The sequence below is a fragment of the Halomicrobium zhouii genome, from assembly GCF_900114435.1.
GTDB lineage: Archaea > Halobacteriota > Halobacteria > Halobacteriales > Haloarculaceae > Halomicrobium > Halomicrobium zhouii.
In genome coordinates this window covers 780,406-803,622 of record NZ_FOZK01000002.1, presented here as the reverse complement: position 1 = coordinate 803,622, position 23,217 = coordinate 780,406, and the positions used below count along the sequence as shown (strand labels likewise).

Sequence of the window (23,217 nt, the reverse complement as noted above, 5' to 3'; positions counted from 1 at the left end):
ATGGCACAAACGGGCGTTTGAGCGTCCGGGCTCCTCCCACGCTATTTTATCGCACCCTGGAAGGGGCGGGGGCGATCGAACCCGCACATTCCAGCTGATCACGTCAGAATTAGCGGCGAACGCAGTGGACACAGAAATCACAGTTTCCACAATAGACATAAGTCACAGCAGCCATAATCCCAGCCAAGGAGCAATCCACGATGCCAACGGTAACCATCAACGTCGACGACGACCTCAAAGCACAGATGGAGGACCACTCCGAGATCAACTGGTCCGAAGTCGCCCGCAACGCATTCGAAGAGAAAATCGACGATCTCGAGATGATGAATCGGCTCACGTCAGACAGTGAACTCACCGACGAAGACGTCGACGAACTCGCGGAGTTGATCGACAGCAATGTCGCAGAACGACTGGCAGGAAAGTAGGCCCCTCGTCATCGACACGAACACCGCTCTTTCGGGGCTCATTGGCGGTGCAACACGGAAGCTGATTGTTGATCTCGAACGAGACCTCCGATATCCAGAACCCTCGTTCGAGGAAATTCGTCGAAACCGGGGCGTGATCCAGGAACGAGCGGGCCTCTCCGCGACGGCCATCGACGAACTCATCGATCGTCTCTTCAAGAACATCACCCTCGTCCCGGAAGCGGATGTCCTGTTACAGTATCGAACCGCGGCCGAGGCGACGTCCTCACATCCCGATGCAGATCAGGAGCGTCAGTTCGAAGGCCGCGACGAGGACGACGTCGTGTTCCTCGCGGCAGCGATCGCGACAGGTGGTGACATCTGGAGTGACGACAAGGTCTTCGGGCACCAGGATTACGCTAGCTGGTTTCGGACCGAGGACGTCATCCAGCACGGCGGTGTCGAACTATAGCGGTTCTGCACTCCTGTGCAGGTAAATAGCGGCTACTGAGCCACTTTCCGAGGAGCTTCTTCATCGGTCAGCCTTGCTCAGCAGACAGCGTTTTATCGCCCCCTGAAGGGGTGCGGGGGTTCTCACACCCTCGCACTCCGAGAATGAGTTCACAAGACGATCAGCGAGTCTCCTTCGACGACCAGGAGACTCGCGACGACGAGATGCACAGCACGATCACCGAGTGGGTCGAAGACCTGGCCGACCTGACCGACGAGGCCGCGACCAGTGAGCAGTTCCAGGAGTGGCTAGATGTCCAATCACGCTTCCACGAGTACTCGTACCGAAATACGCTCTTGATCAAGGCCCAGTGCCCCCAGGCAACAAAAGTCGCGGGCTACCACACCTGGCAGTCAGAGTTCGATCGGCACGTGACGGAGGGCGAATCAGCCATCTGGATCTGGGCACCGATCGTCACGACGCGGTGTCCGGAGTGCCAGAACGCACCGTCGTACCACGATTCGATCGATTGCGAGTACGACGAGACGCCACCAGAGGAGTGGTCGGAAGGACTGGTCGGGTTCCGACCGACGACCGTCTTCGACATTTCGCAGACGGAGGGTGACCCACTGCCAGAACTCGATACTGAGACAAACGGTGACGCTGGGGACCTCGTCTCCGAGCTCCTCGAGGCAGCCACTGAACTCGGCATCGACGTTCGGCTCGTCCCGAACCACGAGTGGTCACACGGGGACGCAAAGGGCGTCTGTCAGTACGACGGCGACGGCAGTGCACCAGTCGTCGAAGTCCAGGAGACTGAGAACGACGCCGACCTGGCGACGACGCTCGTCCACGAGTACGCCCACGCGCTGCTACACAGTGACGTCGACGACGCGACGGAGCGCTCGAAACGGGAAGTCGAGGCCGAGGCAGTCGCCTACGTCGTTGGTCGCCACTTCGACTTGGACACGAACAACTCGGCGTTCTACCTCGCAGCGTGGGAAGGTGACGACAGCGACGCTATCACCGAAAGACTCGGTCGTATCAGCCGGACGGCAGAGAAAATCATCGACACGGTCGAAGTAACTTCCGGAGAACAGACCCAGAAGGACTGTGGTCCGCGGCGAGACTCTAGCTTTAAGTCCGACGAGAATCAACATGTGAATAATACGGGGAATTCAGATGGCTGCAGATAACGAGGATGGTGAGAGTCCGCTCGAAGCGTTCCTGAGCGGCCCGGCTCTCGATTTTGAATCTCTTGGGGAGCCTCCGCTTCACGATGGTGACGATCCGTTGCTGACGCGTGATCGTGTCGAACTCGAATCCTCCGAGGAGTAGGCGTGGCTGGAACTGACAGCGCTCCATTCGTCAAGGACAGTCTCATCTTTCCCGATGAAATCGGTTCTGTGGTCGTGTATCTCGACAAAGAGTCACTACTGGCCCGCCTCACCACGAATCATCGATCCGAACAGAAGCAAGCAGTCGTCGATCGATTCTTCGAGTTGACGGGGCAACGCGCGTACTACGTCACTGATGCATACGTGGTCGCAGAAGTCGTCTCGGCGTTTCGTTCTCAACGGGGCGCACACGAGGCACTCGATCTGTATGCAGATATCAAGGCGTCAGATATGCTCGTCCAGCACGGCTCGGATCCCTGGGACGAAGGCGAACTGTCGACGAGTCCACGGGGTGTCATGGATGCAGCAGCGGAATTCTTGGCCCAGTATCCAAAGCACGACGTTTCCCTCCAAGAAGCGATCTTAGTTCTACAGGCGAAACGAGGCGACGATTGTCTCTTCTCCTTCGATGGGCCACTTCGTAGTCTTGGCCGTGCGTGTGGTGTGTCGGTGTACCCCGTTACTGAAGACGTTTATCTCGGGTCGTAACTCCTGGGTCACACCCTCGTGACGTTGGCTTCTCTCAATTCTATCCGACGAGCTATCCTCCCCTATGTCTACAGTACGTTCGTGTCTGGTACGACCAGTGAACTGGACCCACCGGGGCATCCAATCGATCATACACGCTTCGGTCGTTTTTTCTCGCCTGCGAAGGGCGCAGGCGAGCCTGCACTGGTCGCCTAAAACGACGTATGACGACTGACTTCGACGATGAGCAGTTCGAACAGGTTGCACAGTCGCTCGAACGCTGGCTCGGAGGCCAGGCCACAGACGAGGTTCCCGAACTCGTGCTCGTCGGATTGCTTCGCGGCTACGCCGACGCGATCGAAGAACATGGCTATGTCCCTCGCTCGTGGCACGACCGTGTCCAACGGGCCAACCTCCCGGACGTCCCTCACACCGAATCGAATTCCTGATCGATCGGATTGTGCACATGCGTTTTCTCTGGCCCCTTCGGGGTGCGGGGCCACACGATTCGGGCCTCGCGGATTCTCGCATGACTCCACATCCACTCGACGAACTTTCGGTATCGAATCGTGTTTGCAAACGCGCTCAGTACGAGGCATTCGAGTTCGAACTGCTGGACACCGACATCCGGGTTCGAAACGCCAGCCACGCCGTCCCAGCCGACCACGAGTACCTCGTCACTATCGAGGACGGCCTTCCGGTGGACTGTACCTGTCCTGCCGATGCGAACTATGAGCACGCGTGCAAACACAGAGTCGCCGTCGCGATACGGCGGCCGGTCCTCGATTTCGCCACCGACGTGCAGTTGCTCGCTGATGGTGGGACGCGCCCACAACGGGATGATTCGGAGCAGGCTGAAACTCAGCTTAACGAGTCACCAGAATCGGACGACTGCGAGTGTGGCTTCCTCCCCGACGACTTCCCGTGCTGGGAGTGTGTTCGGACAGGGAGGCGACCGATGCCGACACGGAACGAACGAGATCGTTAGCGACTGTCTCCGCTTCACTGGCGAATCATTTAGACTCGATTAGACCGCGACAGCGCCGCAGGTATTTTTTCTGGCCCCTGTCGGGTGCGGGGCCTGCAGACGGGTGCCCGCGATAACGAATGAGTTCGAGAGACATCTACGTACGTGGCTTCGATGAATCGACTGGCAAGACGACTCCTTCGACGACGTGTCCCGACTGTGACGGCACGATTCGCACCGTCGATGGCGAGCAGTGCTGCGAGGACTGCGGGCTAATTATTGAGGCGTGTCGGCTCGACAGGCGCGGACCGAGAACCTTCTGTGGCGACGAGACGGAGAAGCGACGGACGGGCGGTCCCCGGACGGTAACGCGACACGACCGGGGTCTCTCAACGACTATCGGCCGGAAGCGCGATGCGAGGGGGAACGCGATCCCGAGCAAGAAACGACGGCAACTCGCACGATTACGCCGTGAACACGACCGGGCGCGGTTCCGGTCGAAGCGCGAGCGAAACCTCGCACACGGACTCGGTGGGATCGACCGACTCACGGCGCAACTGGACCTGCCGAGGTCCGTCCAGGAACAGGCGAGTTCCCTGTTCCGGACGGCACAGAACGAGAACCTCCTCATCGGACGGTCGATCGAGTCGATCGCCGCGGGTTGCGTTTACGCTGTCTGTCGGATCAACGACGTTCCACGCACACTCGACGAGATCGCCAGTGTCGCTACCGTCGGAGAGGAGAAAGTCCGAAACGGGTACATGGTCCTCAACAGGGAACTCGACCTCCCGGTCCCTCCGCAGCAGCCCCAGGAGTACATTCCGCGGCTCGTCTCGGCGTTCGATCTTCCGTGCAGGACTGAGCGACGTGCCAGAGATATCGCGACTGAAGCGGTGGAGGCTGACCTCACGACGGGCGTCAACCCCGCGGGCTTTGCGGCGGGGTGCGTGGCCGTCGCCGCGGCCAAGCAGGGGATCGAAGTTATCCAGCGGGATTTGGCCGATGAAGCGGCCGTCTCACCGACGACAGTGCGTGAGCACCGGGATACGCTGTGGTCGTTCCTGGGGAGGTAGGATGTTCGGACTCTTACTGGTCGTTCGGTATCTTCGAGAGAGCGATAGCGAAACGATCGTCGAGTGTAGACACTGCGGAACAGCAGTCGAACCCATTGCTGAACGGTGTTCGACGTGTGGTCGAGACGGAATCGTGACGTACGAAATCGAGTAATTTGGCCAGGAATCCCTGAAGTCGTTATTCTAAATATTTGTGAGTTTATCGGATTTTTCAATCATCCCTCAAAAACATCAATTGTCTCGGAAGCAGTTGGTGGAACAATAAACGTCGCAGAAGGTACTCGATCAGGACCGGCGGTTCTACTAAACAAGCCGATACTGGTTGGATTCCGTACAATTTAACCTGTTCAACTTAAAGCACCAAGGATGGCAGCTACTATCTTTAATATCATCCAGTAGGAAGCGGAACTATACAAAATGGCAGACCGCGGCGATGACGACATCGATATGGAGATGATATTACGCGAAGAGGCACACCGCACTGTTGATAACCAGATTAACACGCTGAACGATATCGATTCGAAAGTCGCCCGCATTCTTCGGATTAACCTCGTAATCCTGGGGATACTATTGACTGGTCTATCCGTCGCGACCGCACCCGAGTCCCAACCAAACCAGATCCTTCACTATACGGACCTCATCAACAATTACACGATTGCTGGTGTATCGCTTCTCCTGCTATCGACGGGCGTCGCGGCGATTACGTATACGGCGTCAAGCCTCCAAAGCGGTCTCGCAGCAACTGATCTCAGGAACTTACTGAATAACGACTATACTGACCGTCAAAACTTAGAGGGAATCGTTGAGGGGTATTCTGAGTGGATCGAGTACAACTACAGGACGAATGCGAAGAATGCACCGTTGGGGACACTTACGATCCTGCTGTTGGTTTACTCAATGGCCTGGCTAGCCCTGGGCGTCAAGAAAGCCGCAACAGGCGACGTCGAGCCTTGGCTGGTTACGGTCACGGTCTTGCTCTCACTAACCGTCATGCACTTTACGGGGTTCGTGGGGCAAGTCCGTCGCTGGCATCAGACACGCAACAACTAAGCAAACTTTCATCACTGGTGCCGACAAACCCTATAGTATGCCTGACCGCAATCCGGACGAATGCGACGAGGATCACGAGCGCCCTTCGCTCTCAGGCCAGATGATCTTCAAGGGCGACTTCGACGAAGAGGAGGATAATTAGCGATGGGTGGTGACTCAGACGCTGACAGTGAGGAATCTGAGAAACCTGACCGCCCATCGTTGGATGGCAACATCATCACAAACAGCGATGATCCGGAAGAACGGGCGGACTTCGACGGTGACGAATAACTGTCCGTCTATTCTTTTTATAACTGGCGTCGAGGTTCGGGCAAAGCATTGTCCCGGAGAATGAGCATAGCGGTCGGGGGTGTCGGAGGGACGAGCCCCAGTGATCTCTCATCAAACTGCGTGACTACCCTCGGTCTTCGAGTAGCGAATTCCGGACGTACTCGGCGGGATAGATCCCCGTCAGTCCTGGCGTTTCGATTTTGAACTGCTGGGGCGGCGTGTTCTGACTATAGGTCTTCTCGACACGCGTGTCGCCCTCAGGCGGGTCGTTCAACGCTGCGAGTACCTCGTGGCCGTCCGTGCGTGACATGACGATCCAGATGGCCTCCTCGGGTTCGCACGCGGCCATCTTGTCGAAGTCGTCGGGGACTGCCCGGTGGATGTCGTTGTTCACCCGTTCGACCTCGAGCGTGACGACGACGTCGCCCTCGCTGTCGAGGCCAGCGACGTCCAGTCGGCGCTGTTCGAAGTCGCTGGTTTCCTCCTCGACGTCGGCGGCGTCACCCATGAACGCCGCTGCGGGGAGCGAGCCCTCCTGTAACTCGTAGTAGGGGACGACTGTCTCGACGGCCGAGTCGGGGTCGGCCGCGTACTGTTGTTCGAGCAATCGGATCCCGAGTTCGACGCCGAAGACGTGTTCGCTCGACTCTTCGAGGTCGCCTTTCCCGTGGCCGTAGTCGACGCCGCGCCTGTACGATTCCCCGATCGCCTTCCGGCCGTCCGGCGACACCGAGTAGATGCGATGTGGGTGGTCAGTGTCGTGGCGCACCAGGTCCGCGTCCAGGAGGGGCTGGAGGTCCTCCCTGTCGATCCCGACGTACTCCTCCAGGCGAAGCATCGAATCGGTCAGGAGGTCGTAGGCCCGGGGGTCGTAGCGGCGCTGCTCGGCATTGTAGACGGCCTGGACGAACAGCAACTGCGTCAACGACCACTCCGAGGCCATGACCTCCTCCGGTGTGAGTTTCAGGTTGAACTCGCAGACCGGGATATCGTCGGAATCGACCTCGTCCAGCGAGTGACAGCACTCGATGGCGCGGTGCATCCCGTCGACGGACGGGTCGTACCGGTTCCCGCACCCCTCGCAACGTATCGCATCCGCCTCGGCGTCGTAGTCCACGCAGTCGGGCATGCGACGTGTGTGTGGCAGTAGCGTATCGACGCGGAGGGCGGGATACGTCGAATCCAGTCGCTCTGGTTCTGATTCGTCCGTCTCCGATTCGCTCCCCGTTCCATCAGTCTCGTCGACTTGAGCCGACTCGAAGCTCTCGTGTTGTCGAAGCCCCGCGTTCGCGGCAGTCTCCTCGCGTACCTGTTCGAAGGCAGTCTGGAAATCTCGTTCCTCGACTGCCGAGAGCGGGTCATCGCTGGCCGGGTGCCCGGCCGCGGCCGGGAGCGAGCGGGCGAGGAATGGCCGGACCGCCTCGTCACCGAAGTCAGTCCCGGGACGGACGAGCCACTCCCCGCGACTCATCGCGGTCAGGCGTTTGTCGACGGCCTCCCGAGACATCGACTCCGTCGCCAGGACGCGCGGCAGGTCGGTATCGACCGAGACGTTCCCGACGACGAACGTCGCCGTCTCGTTGAGCACTTCCTGGTAGGTGTTCCGGTCGGGATCGGGGGATTCGAGCTGTTCGAGAAACTGTAACCCGAGTGCGACGGACAGGCCGAAACTGCGGCCCTCGGCGAGGAGCGTATCGAGCAGTTTGGTCGCCCCGACGTCACGCGCCTCTTCGAGGTAGAGATTGACCTGCGGCAGGGCGTCAGACCCGGAGTGGCGACGTCGTTGCTCGCGGGCTTTGAGCGCTGTCCAGAGGTTCGAGAGGATGACCAGTGTCAGCGTCCGCTTGACCGACCCTTCCATCCCCGCGAAGTCGAAGACGACGGCCGTGTCCTCGTCGACGAGGTCCGTGAAGTCGAAGGACGGCTGTGTCGGGTCCGATTCTCCTCCACCGTTCTCGTCTGGTGTGTGTTCGAAGACCGGCGCGAGACGACCATCCGTCGCGATCCGCTCGACGCGACCGACTGCGCCGCCGAGGATCTTGTTGAAGACGTCCCTGTCGCGCTCGGCGAGGCCGGAGAAGTAGTGGGTCAGGTTCTCGTCTGTCGTCGAGGGCATCGCCTCGCCACGCTGGGTCCGCTGGAGGGCATCGTACAGGTCGGCGTGCGATATCGAGTCACTCCCGTGGACTGGGTCGTAGAGCGCTCGCAGGTGGTTGCGAATCGCCTTGACCGACTCGGTGGCGTCGCCGTAGTTCTCGGCGCCCATCACGCCCTGGAGGATCTCCGCGTAGTGACCCGCCTTCCGCGAGCGGGCTTCTTCCCTGGGGATGCCTGCCTCGAGGAGCGGTTCGATGTCGAAAAACGAGAATGCAGGCAGCACGCGCGCGAGGTCGAAGTACAGCACGTCGTCGAGGTTACCGTACTCGGCGTAGTGCATCCGGAGGTACTCCTCGGCGGTGCCACCGCCCTTGTAGTCGAAGAGGACATCGGGGCCATCGGTCGCCGCGACGTTCGTGACCATCCCGCCCTCCACGAGGACGGACTTTCCAGAGCCGGTGTCGCCGACGACGACGAGGTGGCGGTCCTGCTGGCTCGGCGTGAGGTAGAACGGCTGGCCGTACGGTCGCCGGTCGTGCGTCAACGGCATGCACAGGGCCATCCCGGGCGGGGTGTACCGCATGAGCTGCTGTGGCGGCGGGAGCACGAGCGCGGTCTGTTCGACCGGCCGCGTCGCGAGCGCGCGGTGCCCGTCTGGTGTGAGTTCCGTGCCGTCGACGAGACACAGCCCCGGCAACTCCTCGGGAGCGACGACGATCCCCTGGCTCTGGCACGTATTCCACGGGAGCTTGTTCGATCTCGATTCGTAGGTCACGGGATGGACCGTTCGGTCGATCATCTCCTCGAACAGCGCCGTCCCGGGTGGCGTCTCACCGAGTGGCCTGAGGTCCCCGTCGGTGACGACGTGTCCCCGCACTTTGTGGTATGGACCGTCGAGGCCACTGAGCGCGGTCCGCAACTGGCGGGCGACTGTCTCTGCCCGCTGTCTGTCGTCTCGCGTCAGCACGACGGCGCGAGCAGAGATCCGAAGCGTGTGCTGGGGGTCACGCTCCTCGATGGCCTCGATGCGCTTGCGGTCCGACGCCGGTGGCGTGTATCGCTCCCGCTCCTCCCTGGTCCGCGGATAGATGATCTCCCGGATGGTGTCAAGCCCCGTCGCTGCCCCGTTCTCTATATCCGAGAGATACGCATTCGCCTGACCACTCCAGTCGCCGTGAGTCTGACAGACCAGCTGGTAGACGACCGGGACCGCCGCGTTGCACATCGTCTCGACCAGTGAGGCTACCGACGGCCGGTGAGACCCATCGTGGTGGTCCGACGACGAGCTCACTCGTCGGGCTGACTGGTTCCGGTCAGCAAACGACGCCAGGGGCGTCTGCCAGTCGCGAGTTCGGTTCGTTTCGCCGTGATATTCGACCCCCGCGACGTACGGATGGACTGTCGTATCGATCGTTTCACCAGTCGGCAACGAGACCGAGTGATTCGCTGTCACTGGATCGCCGATGGGCAGGAACTCCTCGACGTATCGGGGGTGCCACGTAACGTCTCGCAGTTCGTAGGTGTCCGGGAAACACCGTCGGAGGAGGCCCCGCAGGTCCTCGATCAACGCCGGGTTGGACGTCCCGACGAGATACCGCAGTTGCGGGTCGGGACGCCCGTCGGAGACGAGTAGCCACTCGACCAGCGGAACCTGTGCTGACCCACGAATCGTGTCGAGCACCCCGGTCTGTGTCTGGTCGGCGAGCAGTGCCTCCAGTTGATCCATTGCCCGCGTCACTGCCGTCGGATCGACCATCGTTTCCGAAGGCCTGATCTCGAGGTACGGTCGAGGCTCGATCGGGTCCGTTGCCGGCGTGGACTCGTCCGACCGTATCGAGCCCGGTACTGGGATCGGGAGCGTCGACGAGGAATCCGTTGTTGACGCTGGGTCTCCGTTGCCTGGGACGTCACTGGCCATCGGCGTCGTCCCCCGCTGGGCGTGTCCCCACTGACGTCCTGGCCTGTCGACTAGAGTGTGTACTGCGACCGAGAGAACAAAACCAGTACCCCAGAAGCCCGTAGTTCTGCTGATCGGGGAGCCACGATTCATGCCAACGTCGCCGCTGTCGAGAGCTCCTCGCCTGCTCTGACGCACTCATATCACGTTCTGCTGCAACCTGGTGATAGTTAATTAATCAGTTGTGAAGGTGGGTTCAAGTGGGCGCGAAGAGGCTCTCGGCAAGGAGTGGGGGCATTTGGCGAGTGGAACCCCCTTCGAAATCTGGCGGGAGGAAGGCACTGCGACACCGGGTGTGAGAGCCGCTCGACACGGCCACGAAGCAGGAGTTCACACAGCGGGGCAGCCGTGACGACGCCGGCCTGGACGTCGTCCTTGAACACGATGGGGTTGTTCGTCGAAGCTGCGTATATGGCGCAGGATGTCGACGAAACCTGACTGGACCCGATAGAGCTGGAGCTGACCCGCGTCGAGCTGTCCCAGGCGAGCGTCGTTGTTTGCCACGTGGCGGGCGGACTGTCTCCGGAGCAGTGGGAAGCGCTAATCACGAAAAGCGGCCAGGTCGTGCTGACGGACATCGCGTTCAGAACTATCGGTACGCCAAGAGCGTTCGGCGGTGTTGCGGGATATGGACGACCTCGTAGAGCGCGAGTCCGCCGACGTCTCCCTCCAGTCGGACTACGTCGCCGAGATGGTCCATACTGCCGTCAGCGAGGCACGTGAGAGCATCCAGCGGGCCACAGAGACGACGGCGAAGGCCGTAGAAGCCATGGAACATGGGCTCGAAGAGACGCTGAGGACGTTCATCGCGTGGGCCGCTCGCCACTGCGTCGACGTCTCCGACGCCCGCGACGCGAAAATGACGCTCTGGTTCGACGACACCGGCCTAGAGAGCACTGAGAAAACGATGGCCGAGGGACTCCAGATCTGGAGAGAGGCCGGGATGCCGGAAGAGCGATTCCGGCTGGCGAGAGTTCGCTTTTCGAACGGTAGCATGGGCCAGGCCTAGCGGTTCCCGAACACCGGGTAGCGCCGGGCTTGGATAGAGGCATCACTATGCAGCACCCCGAAACCACCGCTATTTTCGCCGCCTTCTCGTCGCGCGAGCGTCGATCGTCTTCGCGACCGTCTTGGTCAGCTCGACGAGCGGCGAGTGTCGCCGTCTCGAATCCAACCCTGGGGGTTGAATTCTGCATTAGGGGTGTGGCTAAGGCCACATCATCAAAATACACCACCACCAAACGCAACAGAGCTTAATAGGACCCAATATCTCCTAACAAGCGACCCAATTACATGATAAATGAGTTATCGACCCTCATTTCGATAGTTAGCAGTTGGTTACAAGAATGGGGCCAAATTGGAAGTGGGTTTGCATCAGTTTTGCTAAGCGGCACCCTTGCATTCCTGTACTATAAGCAACATGGCGTTCTGAAGAAGCAGATGGAGAAAGAAACTGAAACAGATATCATATCAGAAGGTATTGGAATAAGCGAATCTGAACTCAGACATAAAACGTCATATGATAATCAGATATATTTCAGATTCTCAAATATCGGCCAAGGGAGAACAAATGAGATGGCTATCCGGGTCATCCCAGAACTGCTTTCGGAAGTAGAAGTAGATCTTGAGTCAGTCCAGGAAGAATTGGAGCGAATACAGATAGCAGCATTAGAAGAAGCAGGAACCGAAATAAAGCGCAGTGGGAATTATTTAGAAGGTGGGGAGAGGGATGTGAAGTTCGCCATCCCTGCACATACTGGAGGGTTCTTTATTCAGAACGAGTTCATCACGAGAGGAGGGCACCTTTCGTTATCAGAATTACCGGAACCAGTATCAGAAGTAAAACTACAGAGTAGAATCACAAAAAATAACTATCCTGACTTAGAGACGGAAGAAGAAACAGAGTACCATCTATCACTAGACGGGGAAGATAGGGTTTCTTCGATCCTATATGACAAACCGGATGTTTCAGATCTGCCAGTTGATTCAGAAGAAAAAATTCGTGAAAAGGTTAGCAAGGATGCGAAGAAGAAAATTGTCGATAATGCTGTGGGTACTCTCTTCGTTCGAATAAAGTATATTCTCGAATACAAAGATGGGGAGGGAGAAGTTCAAGAAAAGCAACTCTTAGACATGGTTTTCCCAAGCCGGTATGGTGTTTCAGACGAGATTTTATTTTCTTCAGGAATAGAGTTTGAGAGGTTCCAATTACAAGGAGATAAGCAATCAATGATTGAGAGAAGCATGTTTTCAAAGATTGGGAAGCCTGATTCCCCTCATACATAGTTTAAGATTGCTCGGTTAAAACAGGCTGTTGATCAATATTTTAGCCTGTTTGGCGTCGCGATGCTGGCCACCGCCATGCCAACTCAACTGTGGAAGGCGGCTACTATGCCTCATCTCACTCTTTAGCACTTGTAATCCATTTCCACGCACCCGGTATATAATAAAGATATACCACCCGTTCGTTCGCCAGAGGCGCCGGTGATACTTTGAATAAAGTTTGAAGTTTCCCGGCTGTCCATCTGCGTGCCGCCTCATCGTACTCTTGATTTCAACCGGCGTCCCATCGTCTCGGCGAGCATCGTGCCAACTCGAGCGATCTAACTCCAACCCGTATCGATGGACCGCTTTCCGCTCGCAGAGCGTCCCATAGTGGTTTGCCTTGTGCGACCGGTTCATCGCCGATCACGCGCTCGTCGCGCGTCATATATATCTACTCCTCCAGCCATCGTCCAGCGATTGCCCATGGCTGGCGTACGCTCGCCCCCGGCGAGCGAGCCATGGGCCTGCACTATCCAGTACGCCGGGGGTGGTGCAACACGCAACGCAGGGCGTCGTACTCTCATCATGCGATTAGATTCTCTACTCGTTGCACCGCGTCGACGTACTTGCCGTGCTCGCGTTCGCCCACGATGGGCCACACCGTGACGTTCTCGACGGTGATCCGGACGGTGGCCAAGTCGGCGACGTCCTGGTCAATGTTACTGTGCATGTGGTAGTGGCCGTCGACCGCCAGAACCGAGACGATAGAGGGAAGGACGACCGGGAGAGGGGCGCCCACGAGGGCCGACAAGATTGTGGTCGCGACGAGGCCGATCGTGATGATCAGTGCGTAGCTGAGGATGTCGTCCATCCTCGCTCACCCCAGGTAGCTAAAGACGTAGTAGCCGCCGAGCTGGACGCCGACGGAGACCAGGCCGGCCCACCAGTTCGCCATGATGAACTCGTGCGCGCCCATGACGTTGAGGCCGTTGACGGTGACCAGCACCACCGGCCACCGGCGATGTACGTCTCGTAGCTGGCCTTGAACCAGACGATGTCGTTCAGGTCGGTGCTGACCTGGATGTCCTTCCCACGTCGGCCGTCGTAGCGGTTCATCGCGTATGCGACGCCCAGGCACGCCAGCGAGATGAGAAAGGCAAAGCGGATCACCGTGCCGCCGTTGGCCCACACCTCGCCCATCAGGTCGACGTTATAGCCGGCGCGGATGAGCGTCACCGCGAGGATGCCGTTGCTTGCGAGGCTCGATACTGTGAACAGGCCGCCCGCGAGGGCGTCCTCGAAGTCGATTTGTCGGAACATTTGTGGTTGTGTGACTGCCTGTCGGGCTGTTGCCAGTCCTTCAGCAGCTACTCACCGCGTTCCGAGTGGGTCGGTTTAAGACAGGTAGTCAGTAGTAACTGGGAGAAGAGGCTGAAGTATACTACAACCAGAATTTGTTAAACAGAATTTTGCATTAGTTGGATCTATGGAATTATAATATGTTGCTGACGACCATGTCTCTGACATTAAGTATAAATGAAAGGGAAATGGATAAGTGAGCAATGGTGAGTTTTGATTGGTTTATCAACCCAATTCTTGCAAACTGGGTGACGATTTTAGTTACTAGTTTTGTCACTCTATTAGCTGCAGGGTTATCCAATTATGGAGTTAAAAGGAAGTTCAAATCTGCGAAAGATAAAGACCGACAACGGGCTTTAGAAGAACTTCGTACAGCAATTGAGAATATTGTCATAAATAATAGGGAGAAGATCGGAGATAGCGAAGTAGATATGGGCAGGTTAGGGCTGTCATCGGAGAGAATTGATGATTTAATTGACGCTGCAGAACGAGAGCATCAAGTGTCCTTATCTGAGTTTACGACCCCAGTATCTCTCTTACAGGATGTTGATCTTCGAATTAAAAATAGCCGATATCTTGACCCAGAGCAAAAAGTACGATATTCCGCGGCGATCACAGAAATCATCAATACCATTCGTGAAGATGCACCCAGCCCGGTCGTATTACCTGCTGAAAGTGCGAAGGTCCTTGATAGAATTAGTGAAAAAGCGGAATATCCCGGACACAATGAAGACATTCAGGAGATAGAACGGAATTTGGTCAAATATGATTCAGTTACAGAAACTACCGAATCCTTCGAAATAGCACGAAGATTAACCGTCGCAATAACTGCGTTAGTTGTATCACTATCCACATTTTCTGCATTCGCTCAATTCCAGGCTATGCAACTCTCGCTTGACCTTGCGGGAGTAATTATCACAGTGACCGGGATATCGTTTTTTGCATCTTTAGTAATCTTACTCTTTGGTGAGAATGACGAAGAGATCGGTGGGATTCTCGGAGCCCTTTTCGAATAAATCTTAGTTGAACACTCCAGAGTATCTTCTAACCAGATGATCCCCACCACTTGCGTGTAGAGAAACCCACTCGCTTCGATATACACACGAACTCGCTCAGTCCGTGTGCATATTGAGTAGGTGACGATGGGCGCAGTCCGGAGATAGACGAGCGATGGGCATGGGCCATGGAGTAGTACTTAAAGAGAAGCCCGTTTAGTTACGAAAAATTCGAGGCGAAAGCCTCGCCCTTCAGGGGCAGGGCGAGAGCAAAGCTCTCGCTGCAACCGAAAAGCTTCGCTTTTCGAGGACGGGGATGAAGCCGACCGATAGTATTCAACCGCCGACGATGGCATAGACGGGGTTCAACGTGATCTTTAAGCCGTCCGACTGTGATAGTATACATAGATGGTGAAGAGTACCCGTCACGCGAAATACGAACTCTACTACCACATAGTGTTCGTGCCGAAGTCAGGCGGGACCGAAGGTCCCGCTGACCTCGCGGAACAGGGTTCCGCTCAGTATCGGCGTTCGCACCTGACGGGGAAGACGAAGGAACGTCTCGAAACCATCTTCGCGGAAATCTGTAGAGACAAAGACCTCGAACTGGCCGAGTGTGAGATTATGCCCGACCACGTCCGCCTGTTCATCGGGAGTCCACCGAGGAACGCCCCATCCCTCATCGTCAACTGGGTCAAGGGCATCTCCGCCCGCAAGTACAACCAGCGGTACGATGACCGGGTGAAGTGGACTCGTTCGTACTACGTCGGTACAGCGGGCAGTGCCTCGAAGGGCGCTGTCGAACAGTATATCGCTGAACAGGAGGGTGACGACGAATGAAGCGCGTCAACACCTTCGAGGTGGTTCCACAGACCGAGACAGACAAAGAGTGCCTCCTGCGGTTACTCGACGCTTCCGCCTCCCTCTGGAACGAACTGACCTACGAACGCCGTCAGAACTATTTCGGTGACGGCGACGTATGGGACACTTCCGAATACCGAGGACGATACAACGACGTCGTCGGAAGCGCGACCGTTCAACAGGTCACGCGGAAGAACAGCGAAGCGTGGCGGTCGTTCTTCGCCCTCACGGAGAAAGGAGAGTCCGCGAACCCACCGTCGTACTGGGGCAACGAGGAGGATGGGCGCGAACTCCGCACCTACATCCGCAATGACCAGTACACGATTCAGTGGGGCAAGCGGTCGCGTCTCGAAATTCCAGTTGGGCAAGAATTGAAAGACGAATACGGACTCGGCTACTACGAACGACTCCGTCTCGACGTCCGGGGCAACCCGAAGTGGGACGGCAAACAGGGTCGTCTGGAACTCGAATACGACGAGGTTAGCGATACGTTCAGGGCTTTTCAACCAGTCACCGTCCCTGATTCTCGACTGGATTCACGGAAAATCTCCGATTTTCCTGAAGTCGAAAACGCGAAGCGTTTTCGGAATTCACCACTGGCTTCGGAAGAAGCCGCCCTCGACGTTGGCGCGAACAACCTCGTCGCCTGTTCCACGACTACTGGGAACCAGTACCTCTACGACGGACGCGAGTTGTTCAGACGGTTCCGCGAGACGACTGACGAAATCGCCCGCCTCCAGTCGAAACTCCGCGACGGACGGTACAGTTCCAAACGGATTCGACGGCTGTACCGACAGCGGACGAAGCGTCGTGACCACGCACAGAACGCGCTGGTGCGCGACCTCGTCGAACGGCTGTATGACGAGGGTGTTGCGACGGTGTACGTGGGCGATTTGACCGACGTGCTGGAAACGCACTGGTCGGTCAGGGTGAACGAGAAGACGCACAACTTCTGGGCGTTCAAGAAATTCATCCACCGTCTCGCGTGTGTCTGTGAGGAATACGGCATCAGCCTCGAAGCCGAATCGGAAGCGTGGACGAGTCAGACGTGCCCCGAGTGTGGCGACCACGAGGAGACGGTTCGCCACGGAGAGACGCTGACGTGTCTATGCGGATTCGAGGGGAACGCCGACCTCACGGCGTCAGAGACGTTCCTTCGAGAGAACAGCGATTGCGAAGTCAGGCCGATGGCACGGCCCGTGCGATTCAAGTGGGACGACCATGACTGGTCGGGGAAACCACGCCCTCATGACAGTCCCAAAGAAGTGCGCACGAACCCGCAAGTTGCCTCCGTGGACCGGTAGCCGAAACCCCAACGGAGGAATCCTCGCGCTTTAGCGCGGGGAGGATGTCAAGGCCCCGTGTGTACGAGCGGCGTTCGTGCGAATCCGAACTGACGGGAAGCACGCTCGACGCGAAGACACGATCGACGAGGCAGCAGAGTTCTGGAGCTGCAACAAGACCACAGCGCTCGTGAAGTCCGCCGAATTCACCGTCAGAATCGACCAGCGAATCCAGAAAGTGCTGGCGCGGGACGATTTAACTACTGTTCAGAGGCGGGAGATCGCGGAGACGCTGACTGTGCCGAGTTACTACGAGATAGATGTCTCTCAGGCCGTGGATGTCGAAAAATGAACTGAATTAGCGGTTACGCGTCTGGGCCTTCCCAGGTCGCGAGGGTCGAACTGCTGTCACCGGATGCGTCTGAATAGACGACACGAATGGTCGTTTCCGACAGGTCGAGATGATCGCCTGTCATCGAGGACGCGTAATCTGCCCCATCGTGGAAGTCGTCTCCATTCAAGGTGTCAGTTGTACCAGCACTGACCTCTGACGTGAAGAGCTCACCATCAGCGCCGCCTGGATGAGTTCCAAATTTCAGGTCTGTTTCTGAACCGCCAGAATAATCATGTGCTATCGCTCCTGATGCGGTCGCATTGATTCGTGCTGCTTCAATTGTGTCACCGCCGTCGTGAGTGACTTTGAGTGTATCGTCACCAGCGTCGTCTTGCGTGTAGTCGAAGCTAAAGCTGGCTTGTGGGGTCGTCTGTTGTGCCTGGTCGCCGAGACCGAGCACGAACGATGCGATAACGGCCGCGAGGATCACGGTGATCGCGACCATGAGAATGACACCGATGACCGGTGAAACGGCGTCGTCGTCGTTGATGAGTTTCTTTATATCCATTGTTCTTATGCTCCGGGTGCTTCGTACGTTGCGAGAGTAGAGGAACTGTCCCCGCTTTCGCCACTGTAGATGACTCGAACTACGTCGTCGTTCTCTATCTCCACAGTCACTGAATTGCCAGCCGACATTGCCGCGCTGGCACCCAATGCATCGGGATCGTCAAAGTCTGCAGAATTGGTTCCATCGCTAACACTCAGCCGTTCTGAATCAATCGTATCTCCACCGTCATGAACGATTTCTAGCGTGTTACCGGAACCAATACTGATGAACGAACCACTCGGGGACGTGCCTTGTTCGTAGTCAAATGAGAAGCTGGCCTGCGGAGTCGTATTTGATGTCTGGTCACCGAGACCGAGCACGAACGATGCGATAACGGCCGCGAGGATCACAGTGATCGCGACCATTAGAATGACACCGATCACTGGTGATACAGCGTCGTCGTCGTTGATGAGTTGTTTCAGGTCCATTGTTTCAATCAGGCGTTGGGTGCTTCCCAGGTAGCAAGAGTACTGGAACTATCTCCAGATTCGCCGGTGAAAATCACTCTGACCGTATCGTCGTTGTCAACCTCCACGGTCGTCGAGACGCCTGCAGAGATCTCAGATCCAAACTGGTGAGCATATGAGTCGTCGTCATCAACAATATCTACACGAGCATCTGCGATAGTGTCCCCACCATCGTGAGTAACCGTTAGGTCACCGCCCTCACCCGTGCTGTCGTCGTAGAGACCGACTCCAGGACTTGGACTAGTTGTACCGTCGTAATCGAAGCTGAAACTCGCCTGCGGAGTAGTCTGCTGTGCCTGGTCACCGAGACCGAGCACGAACGATGCGATCACAGCCGCGAGGATTACGGTGATCGCAACCATCAAAATGACGCCAATGACCGGTGAAACAGCGTCGTCTTCGTGGATGAGTTGTTTAAGATTCATTGTTTTACTTAGGCATCGGGTCCTTCCCAAGTTGCGAGCGTCGAAGAACTGTCTCCAGACTCGCCGGAGTACACGACGCGAATTGTGTCACCGTTGGCTACGCGAAGGGGAATTGTCGATCCAGCTGAGACTTCGTCGTTAGAAACGTACTCGCCCGTCCCACTTGAATCAGTAACAAGGTTCAAATCGGAGGTACTAGATGCTCCGACAATGCTAATTCTTGGAGCATCGATAGTGTCACCACCATCGTGAGTAATGGTTAACAGCCCGTCTTCCACTCCGGAACCGTGACTAAAGATGTCGGCCGTACTAGTCTCCTGTTCATAGTCGAACGAGAAGCTCGCCTGTGGAGTCGTCTGCTGTGCCTGGTCACCGAGACCGAGCACGAACGATGCGATGACGGCCGCGAGGATCACGGTGATCGCGACCATGAGGATGACGCCGATGACCGGAGAAACGGCATCGTCGTCTTGCATGAGGTGTTTGATCTGCATGTGCGAATTGAACCCTGATAGATTGCACATTAAACCCTCCGTACTGTTCGCTAATCTACGATTAATCAAGGGTCACTTGACGGGTATCGAAGGTGTGCGTGGGGTCGCAATGGGATCCCCTCGGCCCGAACCCATAGTATCCTCCGCATTCAGCAGCTAGAACCCCGTGAGACCGGCTTTATCAGACTGCGTTACTGCCTATTTCGGCCGCTCAAGGCCCGCTTGAAGGGGCGTACGTGTTGGTCCAGAGGAACGATGGTGCGCGTTGAGAGACAGCTAATCTTTGTCTCGACGACAGCGAATAGAGGGAGCGATCGGACGGAGTTTTGGCCCGTGATTTTTCAACCACATCGTAGGTCCTCGATGGCCGCTGACGAGATACTGACCCCGTCGTCGCGAATGTAGACCGGCCCATTTACCACCGCCCTGATCAGCCCGGCGAGTTCCTCGTAGAACTTCCGGGGGCGTTCCTCGATGATTTGCACAGTCGCCCCGTCGCCCATCTGCTGCCCACGATTCCAGACGTAAATCTCGACGAAGTCCCGCCGGAGGTACATCGGACAGTCGTCCAAGTACTCGGGAAGCGAGACGTCCGCCTCGCTGTTCTTCGCACCGTGTGGGGCACCGAGCGCCACGAGAACACGGCCGAGGACCGACGCGTCGGTCTCGGGGAGCACTTCGACCGGGCGGTCGGCGTCGTCGTCGCCGCGGGTTTTCGTGCCGGCGCCGAGCTGGACCAGCGCGTCTTTGACCCGGGTGACGGTGACGCATCCGGCGTCCGGCGTGAACGCCGGGACGTCGTTCTCGTTAATCGTCCCGCCCGAGAAGACCGCCGCGACGAGCGTGTTGAGCGCGTCGAATTGTTTAGTCTCGACGTCGACGTCGAGCCACCCGCGTTCCCGGGCCGTCTCAACGCCGCGGCCCACGTCGGGCTTCCCGTCGTCGTCGACCCAGGTCTCTATCTGGTACCGGGGGAGTTTGACCACGCTCGACAGCGCCGAGGACTTCTTGTTGGGATGTTCGGCAGCGGCCTGCATCACCCGCTCGTTGGTTTCCAGCCGCTCTATGGGCTCGCGTACGTGTCTTCGGTGTGCGTCTCTGAAAACGCCTCTGTGGTTGGATATGGTGGCATGGTTAGTGGGCCGGAGATTATTCCTCGTCGTCGAGTCGGAGATCGTCGGCGTCGGGGTCGCCCGCGAGGTAGTCGCGTCCTTTGTCCGTGATTCGGTAGTAATCCCAATTCTCGTCGACGCGAGTTCATTCCAGACACAATATGAAAACCGACACATAGCAGCAAGCACAGCTACGGATGGATCAGCAAGCGGAAATTCCGTACCCGCGTTGGACCATACTTTTTGCGAGGCGTCGAATGAAGTGAGACCCCCGAGCGTGAAGTATGAACCGAGCGGATTTGAACCCTGGAAGTCTAGCGAGCACCGCAAGCAAGACGTTGTCAGGGCTTCGCTCTGACACAAGTCACAGCCCCGGAACGGACGAGCGGAACGGGGCCGGACGCCCGGAACGTCTTTCTCTGGACGAGACTTTGTAATTAAAATGAAATAGGTGCATTTGAGCTAGATATCCGCCGCTTCTTATCGGGCTCAGATCGGAAGGCCAAGCCAATGAAGACAGCCCAATGGCGTTATGGCATTAATCAATGAGACACTCGCGGATTGTGCTAAGAGCCAGAACAATATATCATTTGTATTGACATGAGTGGAGTGATTTATGTCAATATGATATTGGATCCGAAAGTAATTGGGGTTGGATTTAAATGTAGAATAATAATGAAGCGGGGAACTGAGATTCAGGAGTGTAGGAACATTCTGACCGATGAGACGCCCGATCACCTACATATACGTCGGAAAGTCATTGTTGAGGGATTTACTGATGACCTCCAATCTGAATTAGAAGAATTTAATGTAATTTCAATTGACATCTCGGAGTGGGACCATGCCGAGCTGATGGAGACATTAAGATACGAGCTTCAGCGAGAGCTATCAACAATTAAATATATTTACAGCCGAATAAAGAATGTTGGAGCTTCCTTTGGAGCAGGTTTCAGTGCAGGAGTAGAAGCTAGACCGGACTATTCACGCACGAATGATTATCTCCATGATGTAAGCAATAGGACAGAAGATAATCTTATAGTTTTCGTTAATTACCATGGAAAAAGACCAGTCGATAATTTTGGTTGGATACCGAAACTGGATATCCCTGGCGACTCTACGATAATAACGGATGGATACACGGATTGTAAATTTGAGGATAGCATTCAGTTTGAGATAGGACGTTTAAGTAAAAAACAGGCCGTCAGTTATCTCACCCATATAGACGGGGAAGTAAATGAGGAGAAGGCCGCTGAAATTCACCGAATACATGACGGAAATCCGGTTGCGATAGAAATCGCTGCAGAACGCGGCTCACTACGAAAGAAACTATCGGGAGAGGCGTTACAAGAACTCTGGGCAAGTGTATATGAAGATAAGATCTCTGGAGACGAGCTAGACCTCCTGACAGACAGTGCACACCTTATCGACCTTGACCAACGGGACGTGGCATCAGTTACGGACAAAACACGTGGTGAAGCAAAGGAGATATTGACGAGATTACGCAGTAAAGGAGTTGTCTCACAGAAAAAGTCTGGCTTATTTACTACCGATAAATATGTTAAACTCTATACTTCGACAAAACTCACCGGCGATGAACTTTCGAAGCAGCACCAAATGTCGTTCCACGATTATGCTGAAAAGTGGGTAGATGCCCATGAGTCTCGGATGCAGGAGATGCAAAATCAGGTTGGGGGAACAGAAGAAGATGAGACGATATCTCCTCGAGATATGGATCCAGGACATACAGATCCAAACTTGTTCCTAGCCATACATCATTTGTCAAAATTAAATGAAGATATGGACAAAGGAGAATTTATTAGAGAGCTTGAGGAAATAAATGGAGATCCGTCAGGGGTATTCGCTTTTGGTCTGACAGCGCAGAGATTCTTTTTCGAAGACCCGACAGAGATTCTCCAAGACTTATCAGAGTCAATTCTTGGCATTGAAGGGGATGTAGAAAACGAACTATTCTCCGGTACATTAGGGGTCCTCTTTGGCTTTGATATTCAAGCATATGCTAATGAATTAGCTAGTGGTTGGTCAGGTGATGTGAACACCGAAAATCTTGACCTCGGAAATGTGTCAAACCCAGATGATGTCGTAGAACGGATTCAAAGGATGATGAACTCAGATTTGTTTGAGGATTTACCTAATGATGTAAACAGAGCTTTAGCGACTCTTATTGCTCTCGGAGTAACTGATAGTAGAACCGCTAGAGAATATTACAATAGATTTGGAAAAACTGCCGAAAAGTATGGCTTGGAGGAAGACCCATTTTGCCACTGGTTAGATGAAATCGAACATCTTGTGGAAGAACTAACACCAGAATTGGAAGGCGAACCAGATCAAGAGAAAGATCCTTTCAAAGAAAGGTTCGATTCACTAGATAAAAACATCAGAGACCGTATTGAGTTGAGGGAAATGCTGGAAGAGACACACACTGAAGCTCAACAGAGACTTCAGCAACGCTTAGACCTTATTCGAGATAGACCGAATGAAATTGCTGACGAATACATCAAATGCGGCGAACATCTAGAAAATATGAACAATAATATTTATGCACTTATCTGGTACGCAATCGGTCATGAGCTATTTGCAAAAGTCGTTTTAGACGGAGAGAACCGGAAACTGTTTGCAAAATACAATCGGTTAGCTGGGCAGCGGGATGAACAAGAAAAGGCGATCCCAAATGATGAGATTGTTTTATCGAGAGAAAGAGTTGAAGAGGTGTTAGGAGATATGGGTTGAATTCAGGACGAGCTTTGGGAATGGGTTATTTTATAACAACCAAATGGAATATGCGAATGTTAGAGTTAGATGAAATGGTCGACCAAACGGTTAGAGCGCGCACACAAGTCTTGAAGATTATATCAAAATCGTC

At 55.8% G+C, this 23,217-nt stretch carries 26 protein-coding genes; 16 read left to right on the top strand and 10 right to left on the bottom strand.

Annotation, left to right across the window (positions count from 1 at the left end; translation table 11 throughout):
• Positions 1-200 precede the first annotated feature (200 nt).
• The 6 genes from BM337_RS11135 (at position 201) to BM337_RS11115 (ending at position 3,169) form a co-directional block, all read left to right on the top strand.
• Positions 201-425 (top strand): hypothetical protein, encoded by a 225-nt coding sequence (locus BM337_RS11135; protein ID WP_089816676.1) that lies wholly within the window; start codon positions 201-203, stop codon positions 423-425.
• Positions 397-876, top strand: a complete 480-nt coding sequence (locus BM337_RS11130) for a PIN domain-containing protein (protein WP_089816675.1) — start codon at positions 397-399, stop codon at positions 874-876. The genes BM337_RS11135 and BM337_RS11130 overlap by 29 nt, the downstream gene beginning before the upstream one ends.
• 143 nt (positions 877-1,019) lie before the next feature.
• Complete coding sequence (locus BM337_RS11125) at positions 1,020-2,051, top strand: M78 family metallopeptidase domain-containing protein (protein ID WP_245778653.1); 1,032 nt, start codon at positions 1,020-1,022, stop codon at positions 2,049-2,051.
• Entirely contained in the window at positions 2,038-2,193 is a 156-nt protein-coding gene (locus tag BM337_RS21140; protein ID WP_177227421.1) for a hypothetical protein, read from the top strand. Before BM337_RS11125 ends, BM337_RS21140 begins: the two co-directional genes overlap by 14 nt.
• A 2-nt stretch (positions 2,194-2,195) precedes the next feature.
• Positions 2,196-2,741, top strand: a complete 546-nt coding sequence (locus BM337_RS11120; RefSeq protein WP_143117706.1) for a hypothetical protein — start codon at positions 2,196-2,198, stop codon at positions 2,739-2,741.
• A 203-nt stretch (positions 2,742-2,944) separates the two neighbouring features.
• Complete coding sequence (locus tag BM337_RS11115) at positions 2,945-3,169, top strand: hypothetical protein (protein ID WP_089816673.1); 225 nt, start codon at positions 2,945-2,947, stop codon at positions 3,167-3,169.
• On the opposite strand, the gene BM337_RS21630 is transcribed toward BM337_RS11115, so the two are convergent.
• Positions 3,148-3,471, bottom strand: a complete 324-nt coding sequence (locus BM337_RS21630) for a hypothetical protein (protein WP_245778675.1) — start codon at positions 3,469-3,471, stop codon at positions 3,148-3,150. The two genes, BM337_RS11115 and BM337_RS21630, sit on opposite strands and share 22 nt — an antisense overlap.
• Between BM337_RS21630 and BM337_RS21625 the strand changes: the two genes are divergently transcribed.
• The 3 genes from BM337_RS21625 to BM337_RS11100 all read left to right on the top strand — a co-directional run bounded on the left by BM337_RS21625 (position 3,421) and on the right by BM337_RS11100 (position 5,810).
• Complete coding sequence (locus tag BM337_RS21625; RefSeq protein WP_245778673.1) at positions 3,421-3,708, top strand: SWIM zinc finger family protein; 288 nt, start codon at positions 3,421-3,423, stop codon at positions 3,706-3,708. The two genes, BM337_RS21630 and BM337_RS21625, sit on opposite strands and share 51 nt — an antisense overlap.
• A gap of 119 nt (positions 3,709-3,827) precedes the next feature.
• Positions 3,828-4,760, top strand: coding sequence for a transcription initiation factor IIB (locus BM337_RS11105; RefSeq protein ID WP_089816672.1), 933 nt, complete (start codon positions 3,828-3,830; stop codon positions 4,758-4,760).
• Positions 4,761-5,177: 417 nt separating this feature from the next.
• On the top strand, positions 5,178-5,810 hold the full coding sequence (locus tag BM337_RS11100; protein WP_089816671.1) for a hypothetical protein: 633 nt from the start codon (positions 5,178-5,180) through the stop codon (positions 5,808-5,810).
• Positions 5,811-6,204: 394 nt separating this feature from the next.
• Here BM337_RS11100 and BM337_RS11095 read toward each other — a convergent pair whose 3' ends face one another.
• Positions 6,205-9,903, bottom strand: a complete 3,699-nt coding sequence (locus BM337_RS11095; protein ID WP_143117705.1) for an ATP-binding protein — start codon at positions 9,901-9,903, stop codon at positions 6,205-6,207.
• A gap of 859 nt (positions 9,904-10,762) precedes the next feature.
• Between BM337_RS11095 and BM337_RS11090 the strand changes: the two genes are divergently transcribed.
• Together BM337_RS11090 and BM337_RS20650 are read left to right on the top strand one after the other, a co-directional pair.
• Positions 10,763-11,143, top strand: a complete 381-nt coding sequence (locus BM337_RS11090) for a hypothetical protein (RefSeq protein ID WP_089816669.1) — start codon at positions 10,763-10,765, stop codon at positions 11,141-11,143.
• 284 nt (positions 11,144-11,427) lie between these two features.
• Entirely contained in the window at positions 11,428-12,420 is a 993-nt protein-coding gene (locus tag BM337_RS20650) for a hypothetical protein (protein ID WP_143117704.1), read from the top strand.
• 15 nt (positions 12,421-12,435) lie between these two features.
• Here the strand turns inward: BM337_RS20650 and BM337_RS21910 are convergent, their stop codons facing one another.
• From BM337_RS21910 to BM337_RS21745, 3 genes are all read right to left on the bottom strand, one after another.
• Complete coding sequence (locus BM337_RS21910) at positions 12,436-12,816, bottom strand: PD-(D/E)XK family putative nuclease (RefSeq protein ID WP_089816668.1); 381 nt, start codon at positions 12,814-12,816, stop codon at positions 12,436-12,438.
• Between the two features lie 166 nt (positions 12,817-12,982).
• Complete coding sequence (locus tag BM337_RS11080; RefSeq protein ID WP_089816667.1) at positions 12,983-13,270, bottom strand: hypothetical protein; 288 nt, start codon at positions 13,268-13,270, stop codon at positions 12,983-12,985.
• 6 nt (positions 13,271-13,276) lie between these two features.
• Complete coding sequence (locus BM337_RS21745; RefSeq protein WP_281244896.1) at positions 13,277-13,405, bottom strand: hypothetical protein; 129 nt, start codon at positions 13,403-13,405, stop codon at positions 13,277-13,279.
• Positions 13,406-13,961: 556 nt separating this feature from the next.
• Here BM337_RS21745 and BM337_RS20645 point away from each other — a divergent pair.
• From BM337_RS20645 to BM337_RS11065, 4 genes are all read left to right on the top strand, one after another.
• Positions 13,962-14,774, top strand: coding sequence for a hypothetical protein (locus tag BM337_RS20645; protein ID WP_143117703.1), 813 nt, complete (start codon positions 13,962-13,964; stop codon positions 14,772-14,774).
• 387 nt (positions 14,775-15,161) lie between these two features.
• Positions 15,162-15,593 (top strand): IS200/IS605 family transposase, encoded by a 432-nt coding sequence (tnpA, locus tag BM337_RS11075; protein ID WP_089816666.1) that lies wholly within the window; start codon positions 15,162-15,164, stop codon positions 15,591-15,593.
• Positions 15,590-16,918, top strand: coding sequence for an RNA-guided endonuclease InsQ/TnpB family protein (locus BM337_RS11070; RefSeq protein WP_089816665.1), 1,329 nt, complete (start codon positions 15,590-15,592; stop codon positions 16,916-16,918). Before tnpA ends, BM337_RS11070 begins: the two co-directional genes overlap by 4 nt.
• A 76-nt stretch (positions 16,919-16,994) precedes the next feature.
• Positions 16,995-17,249, top strand: coding sequence for a DUF7692 domain-containing protein (locus BM337_RS11065; RefSeq protein WP_089816664.1), 255 nt, complete (start codon positions 16,995-16,997; stop codon positions 17,247-17,249).
• A gap of 13 nt (positions 17,250-17,262) precedes the next feature.
• Here the strand turns inward: BM337_RS11065 and BM337_RS11060 are convergent, their stop codons facing one another.
• The 5 genes from BM337_RS11060 to BM337_RS11040 all read right to left on the bottom strand — a co-directional run bounded on the left by BM337_RS11060 (position 17,263) and on the right by BM337_RS11040 (position 20,525).
• Entirely contained in the window at positions 17,263-17,799 is a 537-nt protein-coding gene (locus tag BM337_RS11060; RefSeq protein ID WP_089816663.1) for a type IV pilin domain-containing protein, read from the bottom strand.
• 5 nt (positions 17,800-17,804) lie between these two features.
• Entirely contained in the window at positions 17,805-18,266 is a 462-nt protein-coding gene (locus BM337_RS11055; RefSeq protein WP_089816662.1) for a type IV pilin domain-containing protein, read from the bottom strand.
• 8 nt (positions 18,267-18,274) lie between these two features.
• On the bottom strand, positions 18,275-18,730 hold the full coding sequence (locus BM337_RS11050; RefSeq protein ID WP_089816661.1) for a type IV pilin domain-containing protein: 456 nt from the start codon (positions 18,728-18,730) through the stop codon (positions 18,275-18,277).
• 8 nt (positions 18,731-18,738) lie between these two features.
• Positions 18,739-19,224: a type IV pilin domain-containing protein gene (locus BM337_RS11045; protein ID WP_089816660.1), complete on the bottom strand. Its 486-nt coding sequence runs from the start codon at positions 19,222-19,224 to the stop codon at positions 18,739-18,741.
• A 341-nt stretch (positions 19,225-19,565) separates the two neighbouring features.
• On the bottom strand, positions 19,566-20,525 hold the full coding sequence (locus tag BM337_RS11040) for a hypothetical protein (protein ID WP_143117702.1): 960 nt from the start codon (positions 20,523-20,525) through the stop codon (positions 19,566-19,568).
• A 435-nt stretch (positions 20,526-20,960) separates the two neighbouring features.
• Between BM337_RS11040 and BM337_RS20640 the strand changes: the two genes are divergently transcribed.
• Positions 20,961-23,084 (top strand): hypothetical protein, encoded by a 2,124-nt coding sequence (locus tag BM337_RS20640; protein WP_143117701.1) that lies wholly within the window; start codon positions 20,961-20,963, stop codon positions 23,082-23,084.
• The last annotated feature ends 133 nt before the right edge of the window (positions 23,085-23,217 follow it).

Bases quoted from the DNA above. Each gene is read 5' to 3' on its own strand.
- BM337_RS11135 (WP_089816676.1), top strand. From the start codon at position 201: ATGCCAACGGTAACCATCAACGTCGACGACGACCTCAAAGCACAGATG.
- BM337_RS11130 (WP_089816675.1), top strand. From the start codon at position 397: ATGTCGCAGAACGACTGGCAGGAAAGTAGGCCCCTCGTCATCGACACG.
- BM337_RS11125 (WP_245778653.1), top strand. From the start codon at position 1,020: ATGAGTTCACAAGACGATCAGCGAGTCTCCTTCGACGACCAGGAGACT.
- BM337_RS21140 (WP_177227421.1), top strand. From the start codon at position 2,038: ATGGCTGCAGATAACGAGGATGGTGAGAGTCCGCTCGAAGCGTTCCTG.
- BM337_RS11115 (WP_089816673.1), top strand. From the start codon at position 2,945: ATGACGACTGACTTCGACGATGAGCAGTTCGAACAGGTTGCACAGTCG.
- BM337_RS11105 (WP_089816672.1), top strand. From the start codon at position 3,828: ATGAGTTCGAGAGACATCTACGTACGTGGCTTCGATGAATCGACTGGC.
- BM337_RS11100 (WP_089816671.1), top strand. From the start codon at position 5,178: ATGGCAGACCGCGGCGATGACGACATCGATATGGAGATGATATTACGC.
- BM337_RS11095 (WP_143117705.1), bottom strand. From the start codon at position 9,903: ATGGATCAACTGGAGGCACTGCTCGCCGACCAGACACAGACCGGGGTG.
- BM337_RS11090 (WP_089816669.1), top strand. From the start codon at position 10,763: ATGGACGACCTCGTAGAGCGCGAGTCCGCCGACGTCTCCCTCCAGTCG.
- BM337_RS20650 (WP_143117704.1), top strand. From the start codon at position 11,428: ATGATAAATGAGTTATCGACCCTCATTTCGATAGTTAGCAGTTGGTTA.
- BM337_RS21910 (WP_089816668.1), bottom strand. From the start codon at position 12,816: ATGAACCGGTCGCACAAGGCAAACCACTATGGGACGCTCTGCGAGCGG.
- BM337_RS11080 (WP_089816667.1), bottom strand. From the start codon at position 13,270: ATGGACGACATCCTCAGCTACGCACTGATCATCACGATCGGCCTCGTC.
- BM337_RS20645 (WP_143117703.1), top strand. From the start codon at position 13,962: ATGGTGAGTTTTGATTGGTTTATCAACCCAATTCTTGCAAACTGGGTG.
- tnpA (WP_089816666.1), top strand. From the start codon at position 15,162: ATGGTGAAGAGTACCCGTCACGCGAAATACGAACTCTACTACCACATA.
- BM337_RS11070 (WP_089816665.1), top strand. From the start codon at position 15,590: ATGAAGCGCGTCAACACCTTCGAGGTGGTTCCACAGACCGAGACAGAC.
- BM337_RS11060 (WP_089816663.1), bottom strand. From the start codon at position 17,799: ATGGATATAAAGAAACTCATCAACGACGACGACGCCGTTTCACCGGTC.
- BM337_RS11055 (WP_089816662.1), bottom strand. From the start codon at position 18,266: ATGGACCTGAAACAACTCATCAACGACGACGACGCTGTATCACCAGTG.
- BM337_RS11050 (WP_089816661.1), bottom strand. From the start codon at position 18,730: ATGAATCTTAAACAACTCATCCACGAAGACGACGCTGTTTCACCGGTC.
- BM337_RS11045 (WP_089816660.1), bottom strand. From the start codon at position 19,224: ATGCAGATCAAACACCTCATGCAAGACGACGATGCCGTTTCTCCGGTC.
- BM337_RS20640 (WP_143117701.1), top strand. From the start codon at position 20,961: ATGATATTGGATCCGAAAGTAATTGGGGTTGGATTTAAATGTAGAATA.